This window comes from Pseudonocardia broussonetiae (genome assembly GCF_013155125.1).
GTDB classification, from domain to species: Bacteria; Actinomycetota; Actinomycetes; order Mycobacteriales; family Pseudonocardiaceae; genus Pseudonocardia; species Pseudonocardia broussonetiae.
On sequence record NZ_CP053564.1, the window covers coordinates 665,156 to 684,397 of the forward strand.

Sequence of the window (19,242 nt, forward strand, 5' to 3'; positions counted from 1 at the left end):
CTACTGCGCGGGCGCCCGCCACCGTGCGGCGCCCGCGAGAGGGCCCTCGGTCAGCGAGCCGGGCCCGACGCCCGTGGCCGCGTCGGCCGTCCCGCTGCTGACGACGAGCGCCACCGGCTGGAACAGCGGCAGCGCCGGCAGCTGCGCCCACAGCACCTGCTCGGCCGTGACGAACCGCGCGGGGTCGACGTTGCCGCTGCCGGTGGCGAGGGACTCCAGGAGCAGCTGCAGCACCGGGAAGCAGAACCCGGTGGCCGCCGTCGGAGGTTCGGGCACGAGCTCGGTGGGCAGCGCGCAGCCGTAGTCCGACGCGAGCTCCGTGCCCCGGTCGCCGCCGACGGTCCGCGGCCCGACGACGACGTCGACCGGCACTCCCCCGCCGGCCGGCGGGGCCGTGGTCGCCGACGTCGGCGCGCCGGCCGACGGGGACGACGTCGGCGCGGTCGTGCCGGTGGCGGGCGCGGTCGTCGTGGTCACCTCAGAGGCGGGCACGGTGGCCTGCACCAGCACCTCCGCCGCGGGCGACTCGACGGCGACGGCGTCGATCCCGGCGACGGTCAGCTGGGCGGCGACCAGGCGCGCCACCCGGCCGTCCTCGGGGCGCTCCTCGGCGGAGCCGACCACGAGCGTCACGGGGGCGCCGTCGACGGTCCAGTTGCCCGACGTGTCGCGCGTCCACCCCGCCGACGTCAGGAGCTGCTCGGCGGCGATCGGGTCGGGCCGCGCGGGGGCGCCCTCGGGCGCGGTCGCCGCGTAGCCGGGTTCGGACGGGGCCCACCCGAACGCGTCGGCGGGCAGTGACTCGGGGGCGACCGAGACCCGGATCGCCTCGCGGTCGAGCAGGGCCGCGACGCCCCGGCGGGCGCGGGGGTCGCGCAGCGGGCCGTCGGCCGCGCGCAGGCCGAGCTGGGTGACCGTCGGCAGCGGGGCGAGCTGGGTGCGCGGCACGGGCGTCAGGCCGCCCAGGGCCGTGCGGACGGCGGGGTCGGCCTCGGTGAGCGCCACGTCGACGTCGCCCACCGCCAGGCCGGTGGCCATCGCGGCGTCGTCGAGGCGGCGCAGCACGAGGGTGTCGAGGACGGCGGGGGTGTCCCAGTAGGTGTCGTTGCGGGCGAGCACGACCTCGCCGCGCCCGACGTCGACGGTCGCGATGCGGAACGGGCCGCCCGAGGCCGGCAGCCCGCCGGTCGTGGCGCCGATCCAGGAGCCGGGGGCGTCCTTGAGCAGGTGCGCGGGCAGCAGGTCGGAGAACAGGCCCTGCCAGGCGGGGTAGGGCTCCGCGAACACGACGTCGACGGCCTTGCCGCCCGCGCGCGAGCGCACGTCGGTGATGAGCCGGTAGCCCGCCGCGTCGGACACGCCGGGGTCGGCGCGCATCTGCTCCCACAGGTAGACGAAGTCCTCCGCCGCGATGGGCGTGTTCGTCGACCAGGAGGCCTCCAGGTTGAGCTCGTAGCTCACCGTGAAGGGCTCGGTGGACACGACCTCGGCGCTGGTGGCGATCGTGCGGTCGAGCTGCGGCACGCCGTCGGCGCCGGGCCGGAACACCGAGGGCAGCACGAGCGCGGCCACGGCCGTGGTGAGCGGCGAGGAGTGCGCGAGCAGGTGCGGGTTGTACCCGGCCCCGAGGTCCTCGACGGCCACGACCAGCTCGGTGGGCTCGGGCTGCGCGGTGGGCACCGGCGCCGTCGGCGCGGGCTGCGGCGACGGGACGGCCGTGCAGGCGGCCAGCACGACCGCCAGCAGGGCCACCACCAGCGCGCGCGTCACCCGGTCATCCTGCCACCGGCGGGTGACGCGCCCGTCAGCCGGCCGCCTGCTTCGCGCGCGAGCGCTGGCGGTTGCGCAGGTGCGAGTCGAGCTCGACCTTGCGGATCCGCACCGACTCCGGCGTCACCTCGACGCACTCGTCGTTGGCGCAGAACTCCAGGCTCTGCTCCAGGTTCAGCACGGTCGGCGGCGTGAGCTTGACCAGCTCGTCGCTCGTCGACTTGCGCATGTTCGTCAGCTTCTTCTCGCGGACGATGTTGACCTCGAGGTCCTCGGCGCGCGTGTACTCGCCGATGACCATGCCCGCGTAGACCTGCGTGCCGGGGCCGATGAACAGCACGCCGCGGTCGGCGAGCTGCTCCACCGCGTAGCCGGTGACGGGGCCGGTGCGGTCGGCGATCAGCGAGCCGCGGAGGCGGTTGTTGATCTCGCCGACCCAGGGGCCGTAGCCGTCGAAGACGTGGCTGACGATGCCGGCGCCGCGCGTGATCGTGAGGAACTCGGTGCGGAAGCCGATCAGGCCGCGCGAGGGCACCCGGTAGTCGAGGCGGACGCGGCTCTCGCCGTGCACCATTTGGCTCATCTCGCCCTTGCGGCCCGCGAGGAGCTGCGTGACGGCGCCGAGGTGCTCGGTGGGGACGTCGGCGGAGAGCTGCTCGAACGGCTCGTGCAGCTTGCCGTCGATCATCTGCGTGACGACCTCGGGCTTGCCGACGGTCATCTCGAAGCCCTCGCGGCGCATGGTCTCGACGAGGATGGCCAGCGCCAGCTCGCCACGGCCCTGCACCTCCCACGCGTCCGGGCGCTCGGTGGGCAGCACGCGCAGCGACACGTTGCCGACCAGCTCGGAGTCGAGGCGGCCCTTGACCTGGCGGGCGGTGAGCTTGGTGCCCGGGCGCGGGTCGCGGCCGACGAGCGGGCTCGTGTTGATGCCGATCGTCACCGAGATGGCGGGCTCGTCGACGTGGATGCGCGGCAGGGCGACCGGGGTCTCCGGGTCGGCGAGCGTGTCGCCGATGGTGACGTCCGGGATGCCGGCGACGGCGACGAGGTCACCGGCGTGGGCGGCGTCGGTGGGCACGCGCGTGAGGGCCTCGGTGCGCAGCAGCTCGGTGATCTTGACGCGGGTGACCTTGCCGCCGTCCTGCATCCAGGCGACCTGCTGGCCGCGGCGGATGACGCCCGCGCGGACCCGGCACAGCGCGATGCGGCCGAGGAACGACGAGGCGTCGAGGTTGGTGACGTGGGCCTGCAGCGGCGCGTCGACGTCGTCGGCGGGCGGCGGGACGGTCTCGGAGATGACGTCGAACAGGCTCTCGAGGCCCGGCTCGTCGGGGAGGTCGCCGTCGGCGGGGCGGTTGCGGGACGCGCGCCCGGCGCGGCCGCTCGCGTAGACGACGGGGAGGTCGAGCAGGCGCGAGGTCATGGTCTCGTCGAGCTCGAGCTCGTCGGCCAGCTCCAGGAGCAGCTCGAGGCTCTCGTCGACGACCTCCTCGCAGCGGGCGTCGGGGCGGTCGGTCTTGTTGACGACCAGCACGACCGGCAGCCCGGCGATCAGCGTCTTGCGCAGCACGAAGCGGGTCTGCGGGAGCGGGCCCTCGGAGGCGTCGACGAGCAGCACGACGCCGTCGACCATCGACAGGCCGCGCTCGACCTCGCCGCCGAAGTCGGCGTGGCCGGGGGTGTCGACGACGTTGAGCGTCATCCCGTGCCAGTTGATCGCCGTGTGCTTGGCGAGGATCGTGATGCCCTTCTCGCGCTCGAGGTCGCCGGAGTCCATGACCCGGTCGACGACGGCGGCGCGCTCGCCGAACGCGCCGGAGGCGCGCAGCATGGCGTCGACGAGGGTGGTCTTCCCGTGGTCGACGTGCGCGACGATGGCGACGTTGCGCAGCGCGCCGTCCCCGCGGGTCACGCCGGGGCCTGCGGGTGCGGACGAGATAGCGGTGCTCACCTGTTCACGGTAGCGGTCCGTCCCCTGGCCTTCGCCCAGGTGTGAGCCTAGGCTCCCCTCACCATGGGCAAGGTGAAAAAGAAGTGCTGCCGGTCGAAGCCGAAGCGCTGCTCCAACTGCCCGGTCGTCGCGCTGCGCCTGCGCAAGATCGAGGACCGGGGTCTGAAGGGCAAGGAGCTCCGGCGGGCGGTCAAGGCAGCGCGGGTCTACTGAACCGATCCGCCCGTCCCGGCCCGGTGAGCGGCGGCGTTGTGGCGACGGGCGGTTGCCGGGCGCGGTTCGGCCGGTCGGTGCAGTGACGGGGGTCTCCGGCGCTCCCGGCCCCTCTGCGGGGCCTCCGCGCGTCCCGGCGGGGCGTCCCGGCGCGGGGCCACAGGTCGTCACAGCCTTCTCCTCGGCGGGCGTCGACGACGACCGAGGGTGACCAAGGTCACGTCAGCTCCGCGGCCGGCGGCCGCCGACTCACCGCCGCGATCTCCGCGAGCACGGCCTCCGGACGCTCGACGAGGTCGTGCCAGGCGTAGCGCAGGACCGTCCAGCCGTCGGCGACGAGCGCGCCCCGGCGGCGCTCGGCGGCGCCCGGGTCGCCGTGCCACGCCCATCCGTCGACCTCGAGGGCGACGTGCGCGTCCGGGCAGGCGACGCGAGCGCCCGTCGCGGGGCGCCAGCCGCGCGTCCCGGACGCGTGCAGCAGCCTCAGGAGGAGGTCCGCCGCGACCGGGGCGGAGCGGTCGGCGGCGGCCGCGAGGAGCTGCCCCGCGCGTGCCGACCCGGGGTTGCGGACGTGCGCCGCGTGGACGGCGGGGAAGCGGGTCGACCGCTGCAGCGCGTGGTCGAGGAAGCCGTCGCCGAGGTCGACGGCCGTCTCCAGCACCGTGAGCGCCTCCGCGGTGACCCGCAGGCCGCGGACCGTGGTGACGTCTTCGGGGTGCAGCGCCCGGCGTCGGACGTCGACGGTCGGGCGGCCGCGGGGGCGGCGGTGCGGCACCGTCACCCGTACCGCGGTGGGTGGTCGGTCGACCATGCCGTGCCACCACGCGGCGGCCCGCCCGCACAGCACCGCGTCCGGCCCGCCCCACAGCACGGCGGCGCGGACGGCGGCCTCGTCGCCGTGGCGGTGCCCCGCGGCCAGGTAGACCTGCGGGTGCAGCGAGGTCCAGCGCCTGCGGCGGACGAGGTGGTCGATCGCGTCGGGCGCGAGGCCTGCGCGCAGCGCCTGGTCGCGGGAGACGACGCCGGCCTGGCGGACCAGCAGGGAGTCGACGGTCATGACCGCCTCCGACGGATCCCGGAGTCCCGCGGTTCCGCTGCGCGCCGGTTCGGGTGCGCCCGCGAACGGTCAGCCGAGCAGGGCGACGAGGTCGGCGACGACGGCGCGGTCGGCGCCGACCCAGTCGACGGCGGCGACCTCGCCGGCCGCCACCCAGCGCAGCCCCGCGTGCTCCAGCGCCCGCGGCTGCGGCGCGCCGTCGGCGAGGCGGGCGGTGTGGACGCGCAGCACGCCGGCGTCGATGCGCAGGTCGGTGGCGATCCGCTCGCCGACGACGACCGCGGTGCCCAGCTCCTCGCGGCACTCCCGCACGACCGCCTCGGCCTCCGACTCCCCCGCCTCGACCCGCCCGCCCGGCAGCTCCCACAGCCCCGCCAGGGCCGGCGGCCGGGTGCGCCGGGCGGCGAGCACGCGTCCGTCGTGGACCAGGGCCGTGGCGACGACGACCTGCGCCGCCGCCATCGCCCCCGCGGCCTGCGCGACCGCAGCGGCGCGGACGGCCAGGAGGTGTTCGGGGACGTCGCCGGTGACCTCGTCGCGCATGCGGGTGCCGGCGCCGTCGGGCGTGAGCACGACGGCGAGACCGATCCCGGGGCCGGCCGCGGTCATCCCGTGCTCGGAGACGCGCCCGACGAGCACCTCCCCCATGCCCCCGACCGCCACCCGGTCGCCCGCCGCCAGCCACGGGGCCGGGGCGACGCCCCCGAACACCGCTGCCCAGGCCGTCGCGTCGCGGACAGCCCCGGCGACGGTTCGCGGGGGCGCGGCGATCAGGGTCTCGAGGCGGACGACGGGCACGGCGTGATGGTGGCAGGGGAGGTTGTCGGTGGATCCGGTGGACTGGGCGGGCCGTGATCGTCAGAAGTGGTCGGACGGCGTCACTGGCGGCACCTCCCGCCCACTCCTGGCGATCACCCATCGGCCGGCCCCTCGTGCCCGTGCCCGCCGCAACAGTGATCGTCGGAAGAGCGACACCAGTGCCGCTTCCGCGACCGTGAGGGCGCACTCCTGCAACCACGAGGCCGGTGATCGCCGGGAGTGCGACACCACAGTCGTCAGCGGGGCCGTAGCGGTGCGGTTCCGGCGATCATGGTCGAGGCGGAGCCGGCCGGCCCGCGACGCTCATGATCGCCGAGACCGTCATCCCAGCGACCCTCCGGCGACCGTGAGGGCGCACTCCTGCACCACCAGCCCGGGTGATCACCGGCAGTGCGACAACAGGGTCGTCGGCGGGGCCGTGGCGGTGCGGTTCCGGCGATCACCCGGGCGGCGGGCCATGCGGCCTTGATCGGCGGAAGTGGTCGGAGGCGGTCACCGATGACCTGATCCGACCACTCATGGCGATCAAGGCCCGGCGGTGCGGCGAACCGTCGACCTCTCGCGCACCGCCACACCCCGACTCGCGCACACCACACCCCGACTCGCACACCGCCACACCCCGACTCGCGCACCATCAGAGCCCGACTCGCGCACCACGAGAGCCCGACTCGCGGGGACTCGCGCACTCGCCGGGTCGATTCGCACACTCGCCGGGCGGGATCGGCCAACTCGCCGGGTCGATTCGGCAAACTCGCCCGGCGGGATCCGCAAACTCGGCGGGTGGGGTCAGGGGGCCGTCGGCCACCGCAGCTCCAACCGCGCCCCACCCCCCGCCGCCTCCCCCGCCACGACCTGCCCACCCCGCCCCTGCACCAGGGCCGCCACCAGCGCCAGTCCCAACCCCGCTCCGCCGCCGGCCTCCGGGTCGAGCCGCACGAACCGGTCGAACACGCGCTCGCGGTCGGCGGGCGGGATGCCGGGGCCGTCGTCCTCCACCACCAGCCGCACCCACCGCCCGGCCGGCAGCACCCCGATCCGGACGACGGTGCGGGCGTGCCGGCGGGCGTTCGCGACGAGGTTGTCGAGCACCAGGTCCACCTCCGCCGGCCCGGCCGCGACGCGGGCCGGGGCGGGCGCCACCAGGTCGAGCGCGGGGGGCGGGTCGCCGGCCCGGGCGATCGCCGCACGCGCGGCGGCCACGAGGTCGACGGGCCGGGGATCCGGGCGCCGCCCGGCGTCGGCGCGGGCGAGGGCGAGCAGGTCCGACAGCAGGTCGGTGAGCCGCTCCGCCTCGACGGCGACCGCGCGCAGCGTCTCGTCGGCCAGGTCCGGGTCGGGGTGCGCGACCGCCACCTCGGCCTGCGCCCGGATCGCCGCCACCGGCGAGCGCAGCTCGTGCGCGGCGTCGCCGGTGAACGCCTGCAGCCGCGCGACGGCGTCGTCGCGCCGGGCCAGCAGCCGGTTCACCTCCTCCGCGAGCGAGCGCAGCTCGTCGCGCGCCACCGGCACCGGCAGCCGCTGCCCCGCCGGCAGCGCCGACGCCGCCGCGCGCAACCGCTCCACCGGGCGCAGCGCGGCGCGCGTGGCCGCCCACGCCGCCACGACGACGATCGCCGCCACCAGCAGCGCGCCCAGCACGAACAGCCCGGCGGCGCGGGCGAGCAGCACGGCACCGCCGACGATGTCGCCCGCGGCCACGACCAGCCGCGTCGAGCCGTCGGGCAGGACGGCGGGCACCGCGAGGTAGCGCCGCAGCTCGTCGAACCTCCCGGAGACGACGCCGTCGCCTGCCGCCAGCACGCGGACCGCCCCGGCGTCCAGGGGCAGTGCGGGCCCGCCGTCGACGGGGTCACCGGCGGTGTCGACGACCCGGACCGTCGGCGTCCGCGCCGCCGACGGCGCCTCCCCCGCCTCCACCGCCGCGACGACCGTCGAGGCGTCCGTGCGCAGCTCCTCGTCGGCCGCGGCGAGGAGCGTCGAGTAGAGGAGCCCGACGCCGAGCCGGCTCAGCGCGAGCAGCGCCACCAGCGCCACCGCGCCGACGACGACGGTGATCCGGAACCGCAGCCCGCGCCCGGCCCACCAGCGGCGCAGGCGGGTCACGACGACGACACGAGGTACCCGAAGCCGCGCACCGTCCGCAGCACCTGGCCGGCGCCGACGGCGTCGAGCTTGCGGCGCAGGTACCCGACGTAGACCTCGACGACGTTGCGGCTCGCCGCGCCCTCGTCGCCCCACACGATCCGCAGCAGCTCGTCCTTCGCGACGACGGTGTCGGGCCGGCTCGCCAGCGCGTGCAGCAGCGCGAACTCCCGCGGCGAGAGCTCCACCGGCTCGCCGTCGAAGCTCACCGCCCGCGCCACCGGGTCGACGACGAGCGACCCCAGCCGCACGCGCTGCCCGACCCGCCCGAGCGCGGCGTCGCGGCGGCGCAGCAGCGCCTTGAGCTGCGCGACGAGCACGACGAACGCGAAGGGCTTGACGAGGTAGCCGTCGGCGCCGAGGTCGAGGCCGTCGGCCTGGTCCCACTCGCCGTCCTTGGCCGACACCAGCAGCACCGGCGTGTCGACGCCCGCCGCGCGCAGCTGCTCGAGCACCCGGTAGCCCGACAGGCCCGGCAGGATGATGTCGAGGACGATCGCGTCGAACGTGCCGGTGAGGGCCGCCTCCAGCGCGGAGTCGCCGTCGCCGCGGGCGACGACCTCCATGCCCTCCGCGGTGAGCCCCCTGGTCATGGCCGTGCGGAGGCCCGGTTCGTCGTCGACCACCAGCACGCGCGCCATGTCCCGGCGAACGTACCGCCACCCCGGGCGCCCCACCTCAGACATCTCTCAGCCGTGGTGAGTCAGGCTGTGCCCATGGGAACCGGACGATGGACGACGGGCCGCACGGCAGCCGCGGGGATCGCGGTCGCCGGGGTGGTCGGACTGGGACTGCTGGCCGCGCCGGCCGGAGCGGGCGCGGCGCCGGAGCTGCCGCCGGTCACGCCGGAGGACCTCGTGGCCTCCGTGCTGGCGGCCGACCCGGACGCCTTCGCGGGCACCGTGGAGCTCGACAACTCGCTGGGCCTGCCGGCCCTGCCCGGCGCGCCGCAGGCCGCCGACGGCACGAGCACCGCCCGGATCTGGTCGAACGGCGAGGAGGGCGGCCGCGTGCAGCTGCCCACCTCCGACGGCGAGAAGACGTTCGTCACCGACGGCACCACGTTCTGGGCCTACGACTCCCAGGAGCGCACGGTCACCCAGGGCACGCACGACGACGGCCCCGACGGCGCCCCCGACAGCGGTGACGTCGCCGACCCGACCGCCGCGGCCACGGAGGCGATCCGCACGCTGCAGACCAGCAGCGTCGTCACCGTCGACGGCACGGCCGAGGTCGCGGGCCGCCCGGCCTACGAGCTCGTGCTCACCCCCGCGCCCGACGAGCGCACGCTGCTGCGCGAGGTGCGCATCGCCGTCGACGCCGAGCAGCGCGTCCCGCTGCGGATGACGGTGCTGGCCACGGGCTCGTCCGACCCCGCGCTGCAGGTCGGCTTCACCGACCTGTCGTTCGGCCCGCAGGACGCGTCGCTGTTCACCTTCACCCCGCCGCCCGGGTCGACCGTGCAGGAGCCCGGGGCCGACCGCCCCGAGGGCGAGCGTCCCGGGCGCCCCGAGGGCGCCGAGCCGACGACCGTCGGCGAGGGCTGGGACACCGTCGTGGTCGCGACCGTCCCCGCCGGCGCGACCGCGCCGCAGGGTGACGACGAGGGCGACCCGCCCACCGACCTCCGCGCCCTGGGCACCCCCGTGAGCGGCGCGTGGGGCAGCGGCACGCTGATCAGCACCGCGGTCGCCAACGCGATCCTCACCGACGACGGCCGCGTCGCCGCCGGTGCCGTCCCCGAGCAGGTCCTCACCGAGGCCCTCGCGCGGTGACGACGACCCCCTCCGTGCTGGACGCGGCGACGGCGCCCCCCGTCGCCGCGTCCACCCCGCTGGCCGCCCGCGCGATCGGGCTGCGCAAGGCGTTCGGCTCGACGGTGGCCGTCGACGGCGTCGACCTCGACGTCCCCGCCGGCTCCGTGCTCGGCATGCTCGGCCCCAACGGCTCCGGCAAGACCACGCTGATCCGCATGCTGCTCGGGCTCACCCGCGCCGACTCCGGCACCGCCGAGCTGCTGGGCCACGCGATCCCCGACGACGCCGCCCGCGCGCTGCCGCACGTCGGCGCGCTCGTCGAGGGTCCGGGGTTCCACCCGTTCCTCTCGGGCCGGGAGAACCTGCTGCGGGTGGCGGCCACCGAGCCGCTGCTCGGCTCGCGGGAGATCGCGGGCGCCGTGGACGCCGCGCTGGAGCGCGTCGGGCTCAGCGCCGCCGCGGGCCGCCGGTTCCGCGGCTACTCCCTGGGCATGAAGCAGCGCCTCGGTCTGGCCGGCGCGCTACTGCTGCCGCGCCGGCTCGTCGTCCTCGACGAGCCGACCAACGGCCTCGACCCCGCCGGCACCCGTGACGTCCGGCGGATCATCGCCGAGCTGCACGCCGCGGGGTCGACGGTGATCGTGTCCTCGCACCTGCTCGACGAGGTCGAGGCGACGTGCACGCACGTGGCCGTGCTGCAGTCCGGCTCGCTGGTGGCCGCGGGCGAGCTGGCCGCGCTGCTGGAGTCGGGCACCGGCGGGCTCGACGTCGTCACCCCCGACGTCGACCGCGCGCTCGACGTGCTGCGCGAGGCGGGCGTCGCCGCCTACCGCGCGCCGGGCGACGAGCCCGGCGTCGTCGTCGGCGAGGACGGCCCGCCCACGGCGGAGACGATCGCGCTGCTCGTGCGCGCGGGCGTCGCCGTGCAGGAGGCCCGGCGCCGCCGGGCGCGGCTGGAGGAGCTGTTCGCGCGGCTGACGGAGGAGACCCGATGACCGCCGTCGTCAACGCACCGTCCCCCCTCACCGCCACCCCCCGCACCGCCCCCTTCGGCCGGTTGCTCGGCGCGGAGCTGCGCTGGGTGCTGCGCCGCCCCCGCACGCTGGTGATGCTCGGGCTGTTCGCGCTGATCCCGGTGCTGATCTCGATCGGCGTCGCCGTGGCCGGGTCCACCGGGCGCGGGCCGGGCCTGATCACCGCGGTCGCCGGCAACGGGCTCGTGCTGCCGGTCGCCGCGATGACGCTCTCGCTCGCGCTGCTGCTGCCGCTGGCCGTCTCGATGGCCGCGGCCGACGCGATCGCCGGGGAGAGCGCGCACGGGACGCTGCGCGGGCTGCTGCTCTCGCCGGTGTCGCGGCTGCGGCTCGTCGTGATGAAGGCGTTCGGCGTGCTCGTCGTCGCCACGCTGGCCACGCTCGTGGTGGCCGTCGTCGGCGTCGTCGCCGGGCTGGTGGTCGTCGGCGGGGCCGAGGGGCAGCTGGTCACGCTGTCGGGCACCGCCGTCGGGCTGGGCGAGGCGCTGCTGCGGGTCGGCCTGGTCGCGGTGTGGGTGGTCGGGCAGCTCGCGGCGGTCGGCGCGGTGGCGCTGGCGGTCTCGGCGTTCACCGAGCACCCGCTCGTCGTGCTGGCGGCGGTGCTGGGCGGGCTGATCGTGTTCGGCGTGCTGGCCGCGATCCCGGCGCTGGAGTGGCTGCAGCCGTGGCTGCTCACGAGCGGCTGGGCCGCCGGGGCCGACGCGCTCCGCGACCCCCTCCCGCTCGACGGCATGATCGACAGCTCGCTGCGGGCGCTGTGCTACGTCGCCGTCGGGATGGGGCTGACGACCTACCGGATGCTGCGCCGGGACGCCTGAGCGACCGCCCTCCCCGCCGCTGGACTTGCAGCAAGGCCACCTTGTGGACGCTTTTCCTCCACAAGGTGGCCTTGCTGCAACTCCCGGCGTGCAGACACTCTCTCGATGAGCGAGAATCTTAACGTGAGTACTACTGCGCTGGACCCGCGCCCCACCGTCCCCAACGCCGTCGCCGGCCTCGCCGTCTTCGGCGCCGCCGTCGTGCTGGTCGCCGTCGTCGGCGGCCTGGCCTCGATCTCGGCCTCCGACCAGTACGGCTCGTTCGTGCAGCCGTCCTGGGCCCCGCCGTCGTGGCTGTTCGGGCCCGTCTGGACCGTCCTCTACGTCACGATCGCCGTCGCCGCCTGGCTCGTCTGGCGCACGGACGGCTGGAGCGGCGCGCGCACCGCGCTGTCGGTGTGGGCCGTCCAGCTCGTCCTCAACGCCCTGTGGACGCCGCTGTTCTTCGGCGCCGGCCTGTTCGGGGTGGCCTTCGCCGAGATCGTGCTGCTGTGGCTGACGATCGTCGCGACGATCGTGCTGTTCGCGCGCCACAGCCGCCCCGCGGCCCTGCTGCTGCTGCCCTACGCCGCCTGGGTCACGTTCGCCTCGGCCCTCAACCTCGCCATCTGGGTGCTGAACTAGCACGATGGCCGCATGGCCCGGCTACCCCGCGTTCCGTACGAGACAGAACTGCTGCGCCTGCAGGGCGAGCTCGTCCACATGCAGGAGTGGGTGCGCACGACCGGCGCCCGGCTCGTCGTCGTCTTCGAGGGCCGCGACGCGGCCGGCAAGGGCGGGGCGATCAAGCGGGTCGCGGAGTACCTCAACCCGCGCGTCTGCCGCATCGTCGCGCTGCCCGCGCCGTCGGAGCGCGAGCGGTCGCAGTGGTACTTCCAGCGCTACATCGAGCACCTGCCCGCGGCCGGGGAGATCGTGCTGCTCGACCGCAGCTGGTACAACCGCGGCGGCGTCGAGCGCGTCATGGGCTTCTGCACCCCCGACGAGCACGCGCGCTTCCTGCGGCAGTGCCCGGTGTTCGAGGAGCTGCTGGTCGAGGACGGGATCCTGCTGCGCAAGTACTGGTTCTCGGTCAGCGACGCCGAGCAGGAGCGCCGGTTCCGCGACCGCATGAAGGACCCGATGCGGCAGTGGAAGCTCTCGCCGATGGACCTCGAGTCGATCACGCGCTGGGAGGACTACTCCCGCGCCAAGGACGAGATGTTCGCCCACACCGACACCCCGACGTCGCCGTGGCTGGTGGTCGAGGCCGAGGACAAGCGCCGCGCGCGGATCAACATGATCGCCCACCTGCTCGACAGCGTCCCGTGGCAACCGGTGCCCGGCCGCAAGCTCAAGCTCCCGAAGCGACCCCCGCAGCGGGGCTACCAGCGCCCGCCGCGCGAGCGCTTCCACGAGGTCCCCGACCACGCCGCGACCCTGCTCGGGGACGGCGGCGCGTGACCCGCCGCTCCCTGCTGGGACGCATCGACGAGGCGGCGCCCGTCGACGCCGTGGAGGTCGCCGAGGACGAGCTGTCCGACGTCATCGGCGCCCGGCACGTCAACCTGCTCATCACCGACTACTCCGGCCGCTTCGTCGTGCGCTTCGACCGGTCGAGCTGGGCGCGCGCGGGCACGCGGCGCCACGGCGAGGACGTCGCCGAGACCGTCGCCCTGGCCGGCACCGTCTACGAGGCGGTGCTGCGCTCCCAGGAGATCGACGTGCGCGAGCACGACGGCGGCGTCGTCGTGACGGTGCCGGTCACGGTGCGCGGTGACGCGATCGGCGTCCTGGAGCTGTGGCTGCCGAAGGACCCCGACGACGACGCGCTCGGCGAGATCCGGGAGGTCGCGCACGCCTTCGGCTACGTCGTCGTCGCCAACCGCCGCTACACCGACCTGTTCGAGTGGGGCCAGCGCACCGCGCCGTTCTCCCTCGCCGCGGAGATCCAGCGCCGCCTGCTGCCCGGGGCGTTCAGCTGCGACGCCGCGACGTTCAGCCTCGCGGGCTGGCTGGAGCCGGCGAGCACCGTCGGCGGCGACACGTTCGACTACGCGCTCGACCGCGACACCCTGCACCTGTCGATCACCGACGCCGTCGGCAACGACGTGCGCGCCTCGCTGCTCGCGACCGTGCTGGTCAGCAGCCTGCGCAACGGGCGCCGGCGCAGCCTGGGCCTGCCCGAGCAGGTCCGCTCCGCGAACGACGCGCTGGCGCGGCACTCGGCGGTCGGCGCCTTCGTCACGGGGCAGGTGGCGCGGATCGACCTCGCGTCCGGCCTCGTCCGCATCGTCAACGCCGGGCACCCGTTCCCGGTGCTGCTGCGCGACGGGGTCGTCGGCGAGATCGAGCTCGCCATCGACCTGCCGTTCGGCATCTACCCGGGCGTGGAGCACGAGATCCAGGAGTTCGCGCTGCGCCCCGGCGACCGCCTGCTGCTCGTCACCGACGGCGTGCTGGACCGCAACAGCGCGCACGTCGACGTCCCCTCGGTGCTCGGCGCGACCGCCGACCTGCACCCGCGGGAGGTGGTGCGCGCGCTCAGCGACGCCGTCATCGCCGCGACCGGCGGCGACCTCCGCGACGACTCGACGGTGCTCTGCCTCGACTGGCGCGGCCCCGGCGCTTGACAGGCAAGTAGCTACTTGCCTATAACGGTGGCGTGGACGCCGTGTTCAAGGCGATCGCCGACCCCACCCGTCGCGCGATCCTCGACGAGCTCGTCGACCGCGACGGCCAGACCCTGTTCGAGATCTGCACCCGGCTCGTGATGAAGCACGACCTCACCTCGTCACGGCAGGCGGTCTCCCAGCACCTCGCGGTGCTCGAGGAGGCCGGGCTGGTCACGTCCCGGCGCGAGGGCCGCTACAAGTTCCACCACATCGACACCACCCCGCTGCGCTCGGTCGTCGAGCGCTGGCCCCTCCGGGAGCAGCCATGATCCGCATCAACATCACCAGCGTCCTCGTCGACGACCAGGCCGTCGCGCTCGCCTTCTACACCGACAAGCTGGGCTTCGTGAAGAAGCACGACATCCCGATGGGCGAGCACCGCTGGCTCACCGTCGTCTCGCCGCAGGAGCCCGACGGCACCGAGCTGCTGCTGGAGCCCTCCGAGCACCCCGCCGCCCGCCCGTTCAAGGAGGCGCTGGTGGCCGACGGGATCCCGTTCACCTCCTTCGCCGTCGACGACGTCCACGCCGAGTTCGCCCGGCTGTCCGCGGCCGGCGTGCGGTTCGTGCAGGAGCCCGTCGACATGGGTCCGGTCACCGTGGCGACGCTCGACGACACGTGCGGCAACCTCATCCAGATCGCGACCATGAAGTCCTGAGCCGGCTGGTACTGTCGCCGACGTGCAGCGCCAGTACTGGTTTACCGCGACGGCCCGTGTCGGGTCGGCCGGCGAACCGCTGCGCTGACCTCCACCCCACGAGCCGGATCGAACGGCTCGGACGGGGACTTCTCGGCGGGCCGCTCACCGGAGCAAGGACCCTCCCGTGCTCACCGCCGCTCCTGCGCTCGACGCGCACCGCACCGTCCGCGTCAGCCCGCTGATCTCCCCCTCCCTGCTGCGCCACGACCTGCCGGTCGACGAGGGCGTCGCCGACACCGTCACGCGTGCGCGGGCCGAGGTCGTCGACGTCCTCGACGGCCGCGACGACCGCCTGCTCGTCGTCGTCGGCCCGTGCTCGATCCACGACCCGGCGGCCGCGCTCGACTACGCCCACCGCCTCGCCGCGCAGGCCGACCGGCACGCCGGCGAGCTGCGGATCGTGATGCGGACCTACTTCGAGAAGCCGCGCTCGACCGTCGGCTGGAAGGGCCTGATCAACGACCCGCACCTGGACGGCACGTTCGACGTCAACGCGGGCCTGCGGATGGCGCGGCGACTGCTGCTGGAGGTGAACGGGCTGGGACTGCCGGTGGGGTGCGAGTTCCTGGACCCGATCACGCCGCAGTACCTCGCCGACGTCGTCAGCTGGGGCTCGATCGGCGCCCGCACGGCCGCGAGCCAGGTGCACCGCCAGCTCTGCAGCGGGCTGTCGATGCCGGTGGGGATCAAGAACGGCACCGACGGCGACGTGCAGGTCGCCGTCGACGGCGTGGGCGCGGCCGCGGCGAGCCACGTGTTCATGGGCATCAACCCCGACGGCCTCGCGGCCCTGGTGACGACGGCCGGCAACCCCGACTGCCACGTCATCCTGCGCGGCGGCTCGGGCGGCCCGAACCACGACGTGGAGTCGGTGGCCGCGGCGCTCGGGCGGATGCGGAAGGCCGACCTGGCCGAGCGCGTGATCGTCGACGCCAGCCACGGCAACAGCGGCAAGGACCACGTCCGCCAGGCCGGGGTGGCGCGCGAGGTGGCGGCCCGGCTCGCGGCCGGCGAGCGCGGCGTCGTCGGCCTGATGCTGGAGAGCTTCCTGGTCGAGGGCCGCCAGGAGCTGGGGCCCGGCACGACCTACGTGCAGTCGGTCACCGACTCCTGCATGGGCTGGGACACCACCGCCGACGTCCTCGACGACCTGGCCGCGGCCGTGGCGGCGCGGCGGACGCTCCGCGCGTGAGCCCTCACAGCCCCGCGGGCTTCTCCGGCGTCGCGAGCCAGGTGGTGAACAGGTCGTCGAGCTGCTGCCCGGAGACCTCCTCGGCCAGCGCGACGAACTCCGCGGTCCGGACGTTCTGGCCCGACCGGCGGGCGGTCCACTCGGGCAGGATCCGGAAGAACGCCTCGTCGCCGACGGTGGTGCGCAGCGCCTGCAGCGTCATGGCGCCGCGGACGTAGACGGCCTCGTCGAAGATCCGGTCCGGGCCGGGGTCGCCGATCGGGAGGGTCCAGAACGGGTCGTCGGCCGGGATCGCGGTGACGGTGGCGAACTGCTGCGCCACCGTCTCCCGCCCCTCGTGCTCGCTCCACAGCCACTCGGCGTAGGTCGCGAAGCCCTCGTTGAGCCAGATGTCGCTCCAGCGGGCGAGCGGGAGGTCGTCGCCGAACCACTGGTGGGCCAGCTCGTGCACGACGACCGACTCGCCCGACACCACGCCGTCGAAGAAGCTCGGCGCGTAGATCGGGCGGGTCTGGTTCTCCAGCGCGAACGCCAGGCGCGGTTCGGCGTCGACGATGCCGCCGGCCACGTCGAACGGATAGGGCCCGAACACCTGCGCCAGGTAGCCGAGCACCTCGGGCTGGCGGGCGAGCGCGGCGCGGGCGACGGCGTCGACGGCGCCGAGGTCGGTCGCGAAGGCGTCCCAGTAGCGGATGCCGCCCTGCTCGTAGGCGAGGACGTCGAACTCGCCGATCGCCATGCCCGCGAGGTAGGGCGCCATCGGCCGGTCGGCGACCCAGGTGGTGGTGGTCGTGCCGCCGCTGCCGGTCGTCGACTCCAGCACGCCGTTCGCGACCGCTTCCAGCCCCTCCGGCGCGGTGATCCGGAACGTGAACGCGGCCGGGTCGAGCGGGTGGTCGTTGGCCGGGAACCAGGTGGCGGCGACGTCGGGCTGCCCGACGACCAGTGCGCCGTCGCCGGTGGCGAAGAAGCCCGCGGCGCTGAAGCTGTCCTCGACGAGCTGCGGCACGCCGTCGTAGGTGACGACCGTGGTGAACGCGGCCCCCTCGGCCAGCGGCGCGGCCGGGGTGACGGTGAGCTCGCCGCCGTCGCGGGTGAACGCGGCCTCGGCGCCGTCGACGGTGACCGCGCGGACCTCCAGGCCCGACAGGTCCAGGTTGAACGCCGAGAGCCCCTGGGTCGCCCGGGCGCTGACGGTCGCGACGCCGGCGAGCACGTCGGTGGCCGGGGTGTAGGTGACGTCGAGGTCGTACCGGTCGACGTCGTAGCCGCCGTTGCCGTCGAGCGGGAAGTACGGGTCGCCGATGCCGGGGGCGCCGGGCGTCGCCTCGACGGGGGCGGCGACGGGCACCGGGCCCGGCCCCGCCGCGCAGGCCGGGAGCACCGCCGCACCCGCCGCCACCAGGAGCACCGCGATCCGCCTCATGGGGCGCGAGGTTACGGCGTCGGGTCGAGGTCCGGGTCGGCGTCCACGGCGTCCTTCGTCAGCCCGAGCGACGACAGCGGGCCGCTGCCGTCCTCCACCTCGAGCAGTGCGAGCAGGACGTGCCCGGTGCCGACGGCCTCGTGCCCCAGCCGCAGCGCCTCGCGGAACGTCAGCTCCAGCGCCTTCTTCGCCGGGGCGTCGAACGGGACGAGCGCGGGCAGCGACTCCGCGCGCGGCGGCAGCAGCGCCGTGGCCGCGCCGCGGACCACGTCGGCGCTGAGGCCCTTCGCCGCGAACGCCGCCGCGGCCCCCGTGCCCGGCTCGGCGAGCAGGCCGAGCACCAGGTGCGCCGGGGTGATCGTGTCGTTCTCGGCCGCCCGCGCCTCGTTCTGCGCCGCCACCACGACGCTGCGGGCCGCGAGGGTGAAGCGGCTGAACCCCTCGTCGGACTCCCTGGGCACGAACCGCTTCTGGGCGGCCTGCTTGGTGACGCCGAGGCTCCCGCCGATGTCGGTCCACGAGGCCCCCGACCGGCGGGCCTGGTCGACGAAGTGGCCGATGAGGTGGTCGGCGACGTCGCCGAGGGCGTCGGCGGCGACCACCGCGCCGGTGAGCCGCTCCAGCGGCGACTCGTGGACCGTGTTGATCGCGGAGATGAGCTCGTCGAGGGAGACGGGGTTGGTCATGCGGATCGTCATGCGTCAACTGTAGGTTGACGACGAGGGAAACGTCAACCGCGGGTTGACGCTAGCGGTGCCGCATCTCGACCACGCCCGGCCCGTCCAGGTCGTCGAGGTAGGCCGTGCGCCCCGCCATCGCCATGACCAGCGCGAGGGTCGTGCCGCGCACCAGCGGGCCCTCCCCCGTCGCGAACGGCCCGTCGACGGCCTCGATCCGCAGCCCGGCGACCGCGGTCCGGCCGTTCACGGTGAAGTCGCGCGAGGCGAAGAACCGCGCGACCTCCGTGGCCGACCCGACCGACGGCGTGCGCGGCAGGCCCAGCGGCCGCCGCACGTCCTGCGCGTGCACGACGACCTCCCCGAGCCACGCGGGCGTGTGCCCCGAGGGCGCCGTCGTGCTCGGGACGGCGGCGCGGAACCGGGCGAGCGTCTCGTCGGGCGTCGCACCCCGGTGCTCGGCGAGGCGGCGCCGGTTGTGCAGGGCCGGGTCGAACCGGGCGCCGACCATGCTGCGGATCCAGCGGAACCGCCCGACGCTCGCGGCGGCCGTCAGGTGCGCGACGACCTCCTCCACCGACCACTCCCCGCACAGCGACGGGGCGGCCCACTGCTGCGGGGTGAGGGCGGCGAGGTCGTCGGCCAGGGCCGCACGCTCCTCGTGGACGAGCGCCCACAGCGCCTCGCGGGACAGGGGCACGACATCTCCTGATCGGGTCATGGGAACGAGACCCGGCCCGCGGCGCCGAATCATCGGTCGCGCCGCCGACCGCGTCACGGGGGCGTTCTCGGCCAGTGTGGCCGGATGTGCGCTCGCGCGGTGATCTGGTCAGCGGTCGGGGCTCGGCCGCCGCGGGTCGTGGGTCGGCCCCGCGTGCCGGGGCCGGCCGCCGCGAGCCGAGGGCCGGCGGCTGGGTGACCCGGGGGCCGGCCCGCCCGGCGGGTCGAGCGCGGTGATCGTCGGAAGTGCGCCGTCACGGTCGTCGGCGGGACCGTGACGTCACACTCCCGGTGATCACGCGACCGCTG

General features: G+C 75.3%; 19 protein-coding genes. 10 read left to right on the plus strand and 9 right to left on the minus strand.

What is annotated here, in order from left to right; all coding sequences use genetic code 11:
- Both HOP40_RS03250 and typA read right to left on the minus strand, forming a co-directional pair.
- Nucleotides 1-1,770 (minus strand): ABC transporter substrate-binding protein, encoded by a 1,770-nt coding sequence (locus HOP40_RS03250; RefSeq protein ID WP_172154499.1) that lies wholly within the window; start codon nucleotides 1,768-1,770, stop codon nucleotides 1-3.
- Between the two features lie 34 nt (nucleotides 1,771-1,804).
- Complete coding sequence (gene typA / locus HOP40_RS03255) at nucleotides 1,805-3,724, minus strand: translational GTPase TypA (protein ID WP_172154501.1); 1,920 nt, start codon at nucleotides 3,722-3,724, stop codon at nucleotides 1,805-1,807.
- 63 nt (nucleotides 3,725-3,787) lie between these two features.
- Between typA and HOP40_RS03260 the strand changes: the two genes are divergently transcribed.
- Nucleotides 3,788-3,937, plus strand: coding sequence for a hypothetical protein (locus HOP40_RS03260; RefSeq protein ID WP_172154503.1), 150 nt, complete (start codon nucleotides 3,788-3,790; stop codon nucleotides 3,935-3,937).
- Nucleotides 3,938-4,154: 217 nt separating this feature from the next.
- On the opposite strand, the gene HOP40_RS03265 is transcribed toward HOP40_RS03260, so the two are convergent.
- The 4 genes from HOP40_RS03265 to HOP40_RS03280 all read right to left on the minus strand — a co-directional run bounded on the left by HOP40_RS03265 (nucleotide 4,155) and on the right by HOP40_RS03280 (nucleotide 8,596).
- A complete protein-coding gene (locus HOP40_RS03265) occupies nucleotides 4,155-4,994 on the minus strand; it encodes a DUF559 domain-containing protein (RefSeq protein WP_172154505.1) in 840 nt (279 codons plus the stop codon).
- A gap of 69 nt (nucleotides 4,995-5,063) precedes the next feature.
- The gene (locus tag HOP40_RS36315) at nucleotides 5,064-5,792 is read right to left on the minus strand and encodes a (deoxy)nucleoside triphosphate pyrophosphohydrolase (RefSeq protein WP_275691333.1); all 729 of its coding nucleotides are present in this window, start codon (nucleotides 5,790-5,792) and stop codon (nucleotides 5,064-5,066) included.
- An 807-nt stretch (nucleotides 5,793-6,599) separates the two neighbouring features.
- Entirely contained in the window at nucleotides 6,600-7,916 is a 1,317-nt protein-coding gene (locus HOP40_RS03275; protein WP_172154507.1) for a sensor histidine kinase, read from the minus strand.
- Nucleotides 7,913-8,596, minus strand: a complete 684-nt coding sequence (locus HOP40_RS03280; RefSeq protein ID WP_172154509.1) for a response regulator transcription factor — start codon at nucleotides 8,594-8,596, stop codon at nucleotides 7,913-7,915. Before HOP40_RS03280 ends, HOP40_RS03275 begins: the two co-directional genes overlap by 4 nt.
- Before the next feature lie 75 nt (nucleotides 8,597-8,671).
- Between HOP40_RS03280 and HOP40_RS03285 the strand changes: the two genes are divergently transcribed.
- From HOP40_RS03285 to HOP40_RS03325, 9 genes are all read left to right on the plus strand, one after another.
- Complete coding sequence (locus HOP40_RS03285) at nucleotides 8,672-9,730, plus strand: LolA family protein (protein WP_172154511.1); 1,059 nt, start codon at nucleotides 8,672-8,674, stop codon at nucleotides 9,728-9,730.
- A complete protein-coding gene (locus HOP40_RS03290) occupies nucleotides 9,727-10,707 on the plus strand; it encodes an ABC transporter ATP-binding protein (protein ID WP_172154520.1) in 981 nt (326 codons plus the stop codon). The genes HOP40_RS03285 and HOP40_RS03290 overlap by 4 nt, the downstream gene beginning before the upstream one ends.
- On the plus strand, nucleotides 10,704-11,564 hold the full coding sequence (locus HOP40_RS03295) for an ABC transporter permease subunit (protein ID WP_172154521.1): 861 nt from the start codon (nucleotides 10,704-10,706) through the stop codon (nucleotides 11,562-11,564). The genes HOP40_RS03290 and HOP40_RS03295 overlap by 4 nt, the downstream gene beginning before the upstream one ends.
- A gap of 105 nt (nucleotides 11,565-11,669) precedes the next feature.
- A complete protein-coding gene (locus tag HOP40_RS03300; protein WP_172154522.1) occupies nucleotides 11,670-12,188 on the plus strand; it encodes a TspO/MBR family protein in 519 nt (172 codons plus the stop codon).
- A 12-nt stretch (nucleotides 12,189-12,200) separates the two neighbouring features.
- Nucleotides 12,201-13,007 (plus strand): polyphosphate kinase 2, encoded by an 807-nt coding sequence (gene ppk2, locus HOP40_RS03305; RefSeq protein WP_172154523.1) that lies wholly within the window; start codon nucleotides 12,201-12,203, stop codon nucleotides 13,005-13,007.
- A complete protein-coding gene (locus HOP40_RS03310; RefSeq protein ID WP_172154524.1) occupies nucleotides 13,004-14,176 on the plus strand; it encodes a PP2C family protein-serine/threonine phosphatase in 1,173 nt (390 codons plus the stop codon). The genes ppk2 and HOP40_RS03310 overlap by 4 nt, the downstream gene beginning before the upstream one ends.
- Before the next feature lie 32 nt (nucleotides 14,177-14,208).
- A complete protein-coding gene (locus HOP40_RS03315) occupies nucleotides 14,209-14,487 on the plus strand; it encodes an ArsR/SmtB family transcription factor (protein ID WP_172154526.1) in 279 nt (92 codons plus the stop codon).
- Entirely contained in the window at nucleotides 14,484-14,876 is a 393-nt protein-coding gene (locus HOP40_RS03320) for a VOC family protein (protein ID WP_275691334.1), read from the plus strand. Before HOP40_RS03315 ends, HOP40_RS03320 begins: the two co-directional genes overlap by 4 nt.
- Nucleotides 14,877-15,042: 166 nt before the next feature.
- Nucleotides 15,043-16,110: a 3-deoxy-7-phosphoheptulonate synthase gene (locus tag HOP40_RS03325; RefSeq protein WP_172154528.1), complete on the plus strand. Its 1,068-nt coding sequence runs from the start codon at nucleotides 15,043-15,045 to the stop codon at nucleotides 16,108-16,110.
- A 4-nt stretch (nucleotides 16,111-16,114) separates the two neighbouring features.
- Here the strand turns inward: HOP40_RS03325 and HOP40_RS03330 are convergent, their stop codons facing one another.
- The 3 genes from HOP40_RS03330 to HOP40_RS03340 are packed head-to-tail and all read right to left on the minus strand — an operon-like array spanning nucleotide 16,115 to nucleotide 18,913.
- Complete coding sequence (locus tag HOP40_RS03330; RefSeq protein ID WP_172154530.1) at nucleotides 16,115-17,536, minus strand: M1 family metallopeptidase; 1,422 nt, start codon at nucleotides 17,534-17,536, stop codon at nucleotides 16,115-16,117.
- An 11-nt stretch (nucleotides 17,537-17,547) separates the two neighbouring features.
- The gene (locus HOP40_RS03335) at nucleotides 17,548-18,234 is read right to left on the minus strand and encodes a Clp protease N-terminal domain-containing protein (RefSeq protein ID WP_205347064.1); all 687 of its coding nucleotides are present in this window, start codon (nucleotides 18,232-18,234) and stop codon (nucleotides 17,548-17,550) included.
- A 49-nt stretch (nucleotides 18,235-18,283) separates the two neighbouring features.
- Nucleotides 18,284-18,913, minus strand: coding sequence for a maleylpyruvate isomerase family mycothiol-dependent enzyme (locus HOP40_RS03340; RefSeq protein WP_240157488.1), 630 nt, complete (start codon nucleotides 18,911-18,913; stop codon nucleotides 18,284-18,286).
- Nucleotides 18,914-19,242: the final 329 nt, after the last annotated feature.

Excerpts from the sequence above, each read along its gene's own strand:
- HOP40_RS03260 (WP_172154503.1), top strand. The coding sequence starts at position 3,788 with ATGGGCAAGGTGAAAAAGAAGTGCTGCCGGTCGAAGCCGAAGCGCTGC.
- HOP40_RS03265 (WP_172154505.1), bottom strand. The coding sequence starts at position 4,994 with ATGACCGTCGACTCCCTGCTGGTCCGCCAGGCCGGCGTCGTCTCCCGC.
- HOP40_RS03280 (WP_172154509.1), bottom strand. The coding sequence starts at position 8,596 with ATGGCGCGCGTGCTGGTGGTCGACGACGAACCGGGCCTCCGCACGGCC.
- HOP40_RS03285 (WP_172154511.1), top strand. The coding sequence starts at position 8,672 with ATGGGAACCGGACGATGGACGACGGGCCGCACGGCAGCCGCGGGGATC.
- HOP40_RS03295 (WP_172154521.1), top strand. The coding sequence starts at position 10,704 with ATGACCGCCGTCGTCAACGCACCGTCCCCCCTCACCGCCACCCCCCGC.
- HOP40_RS03300 (WP_172154522.1), top strand. The coding sequence starts at position 11,670 with ATGAGCGAGAATCTTAACGTGAGTACTACTGCGCTGGACCCGCGCCCC.
- ppk2 (WP_172154523.1), top strand. The coding sequence starts at position 12,201 with ATGGCCCGGCTACCCCGCGTTCCGTACGAGACAGAACTGCTGCGCCTG.
- HOP40_RS03320 (WP_275691334.1), top strand. The coding sequence starts at position 14,484 with ATGATCCGCATCAACATCACCAGCGTCCTCGTCGACGACCAGGCCGTC.
- HOP40_RS03330 (WP_172154530.1), bottom strand. The coding sequence starts at position 17,536 with ATGAGGCGGATCGCGGTGCTCCTGGTGGCGGCGGGTGCGGCGGTGCTC.
- HOP40_RS03335 (WP_205347064.1), bottom strand. The coding sequence starts at position 18,234 with ATGACGATCCGCATGACCAACCCCGTCTCCCTCGACGAGCTCATCTCC.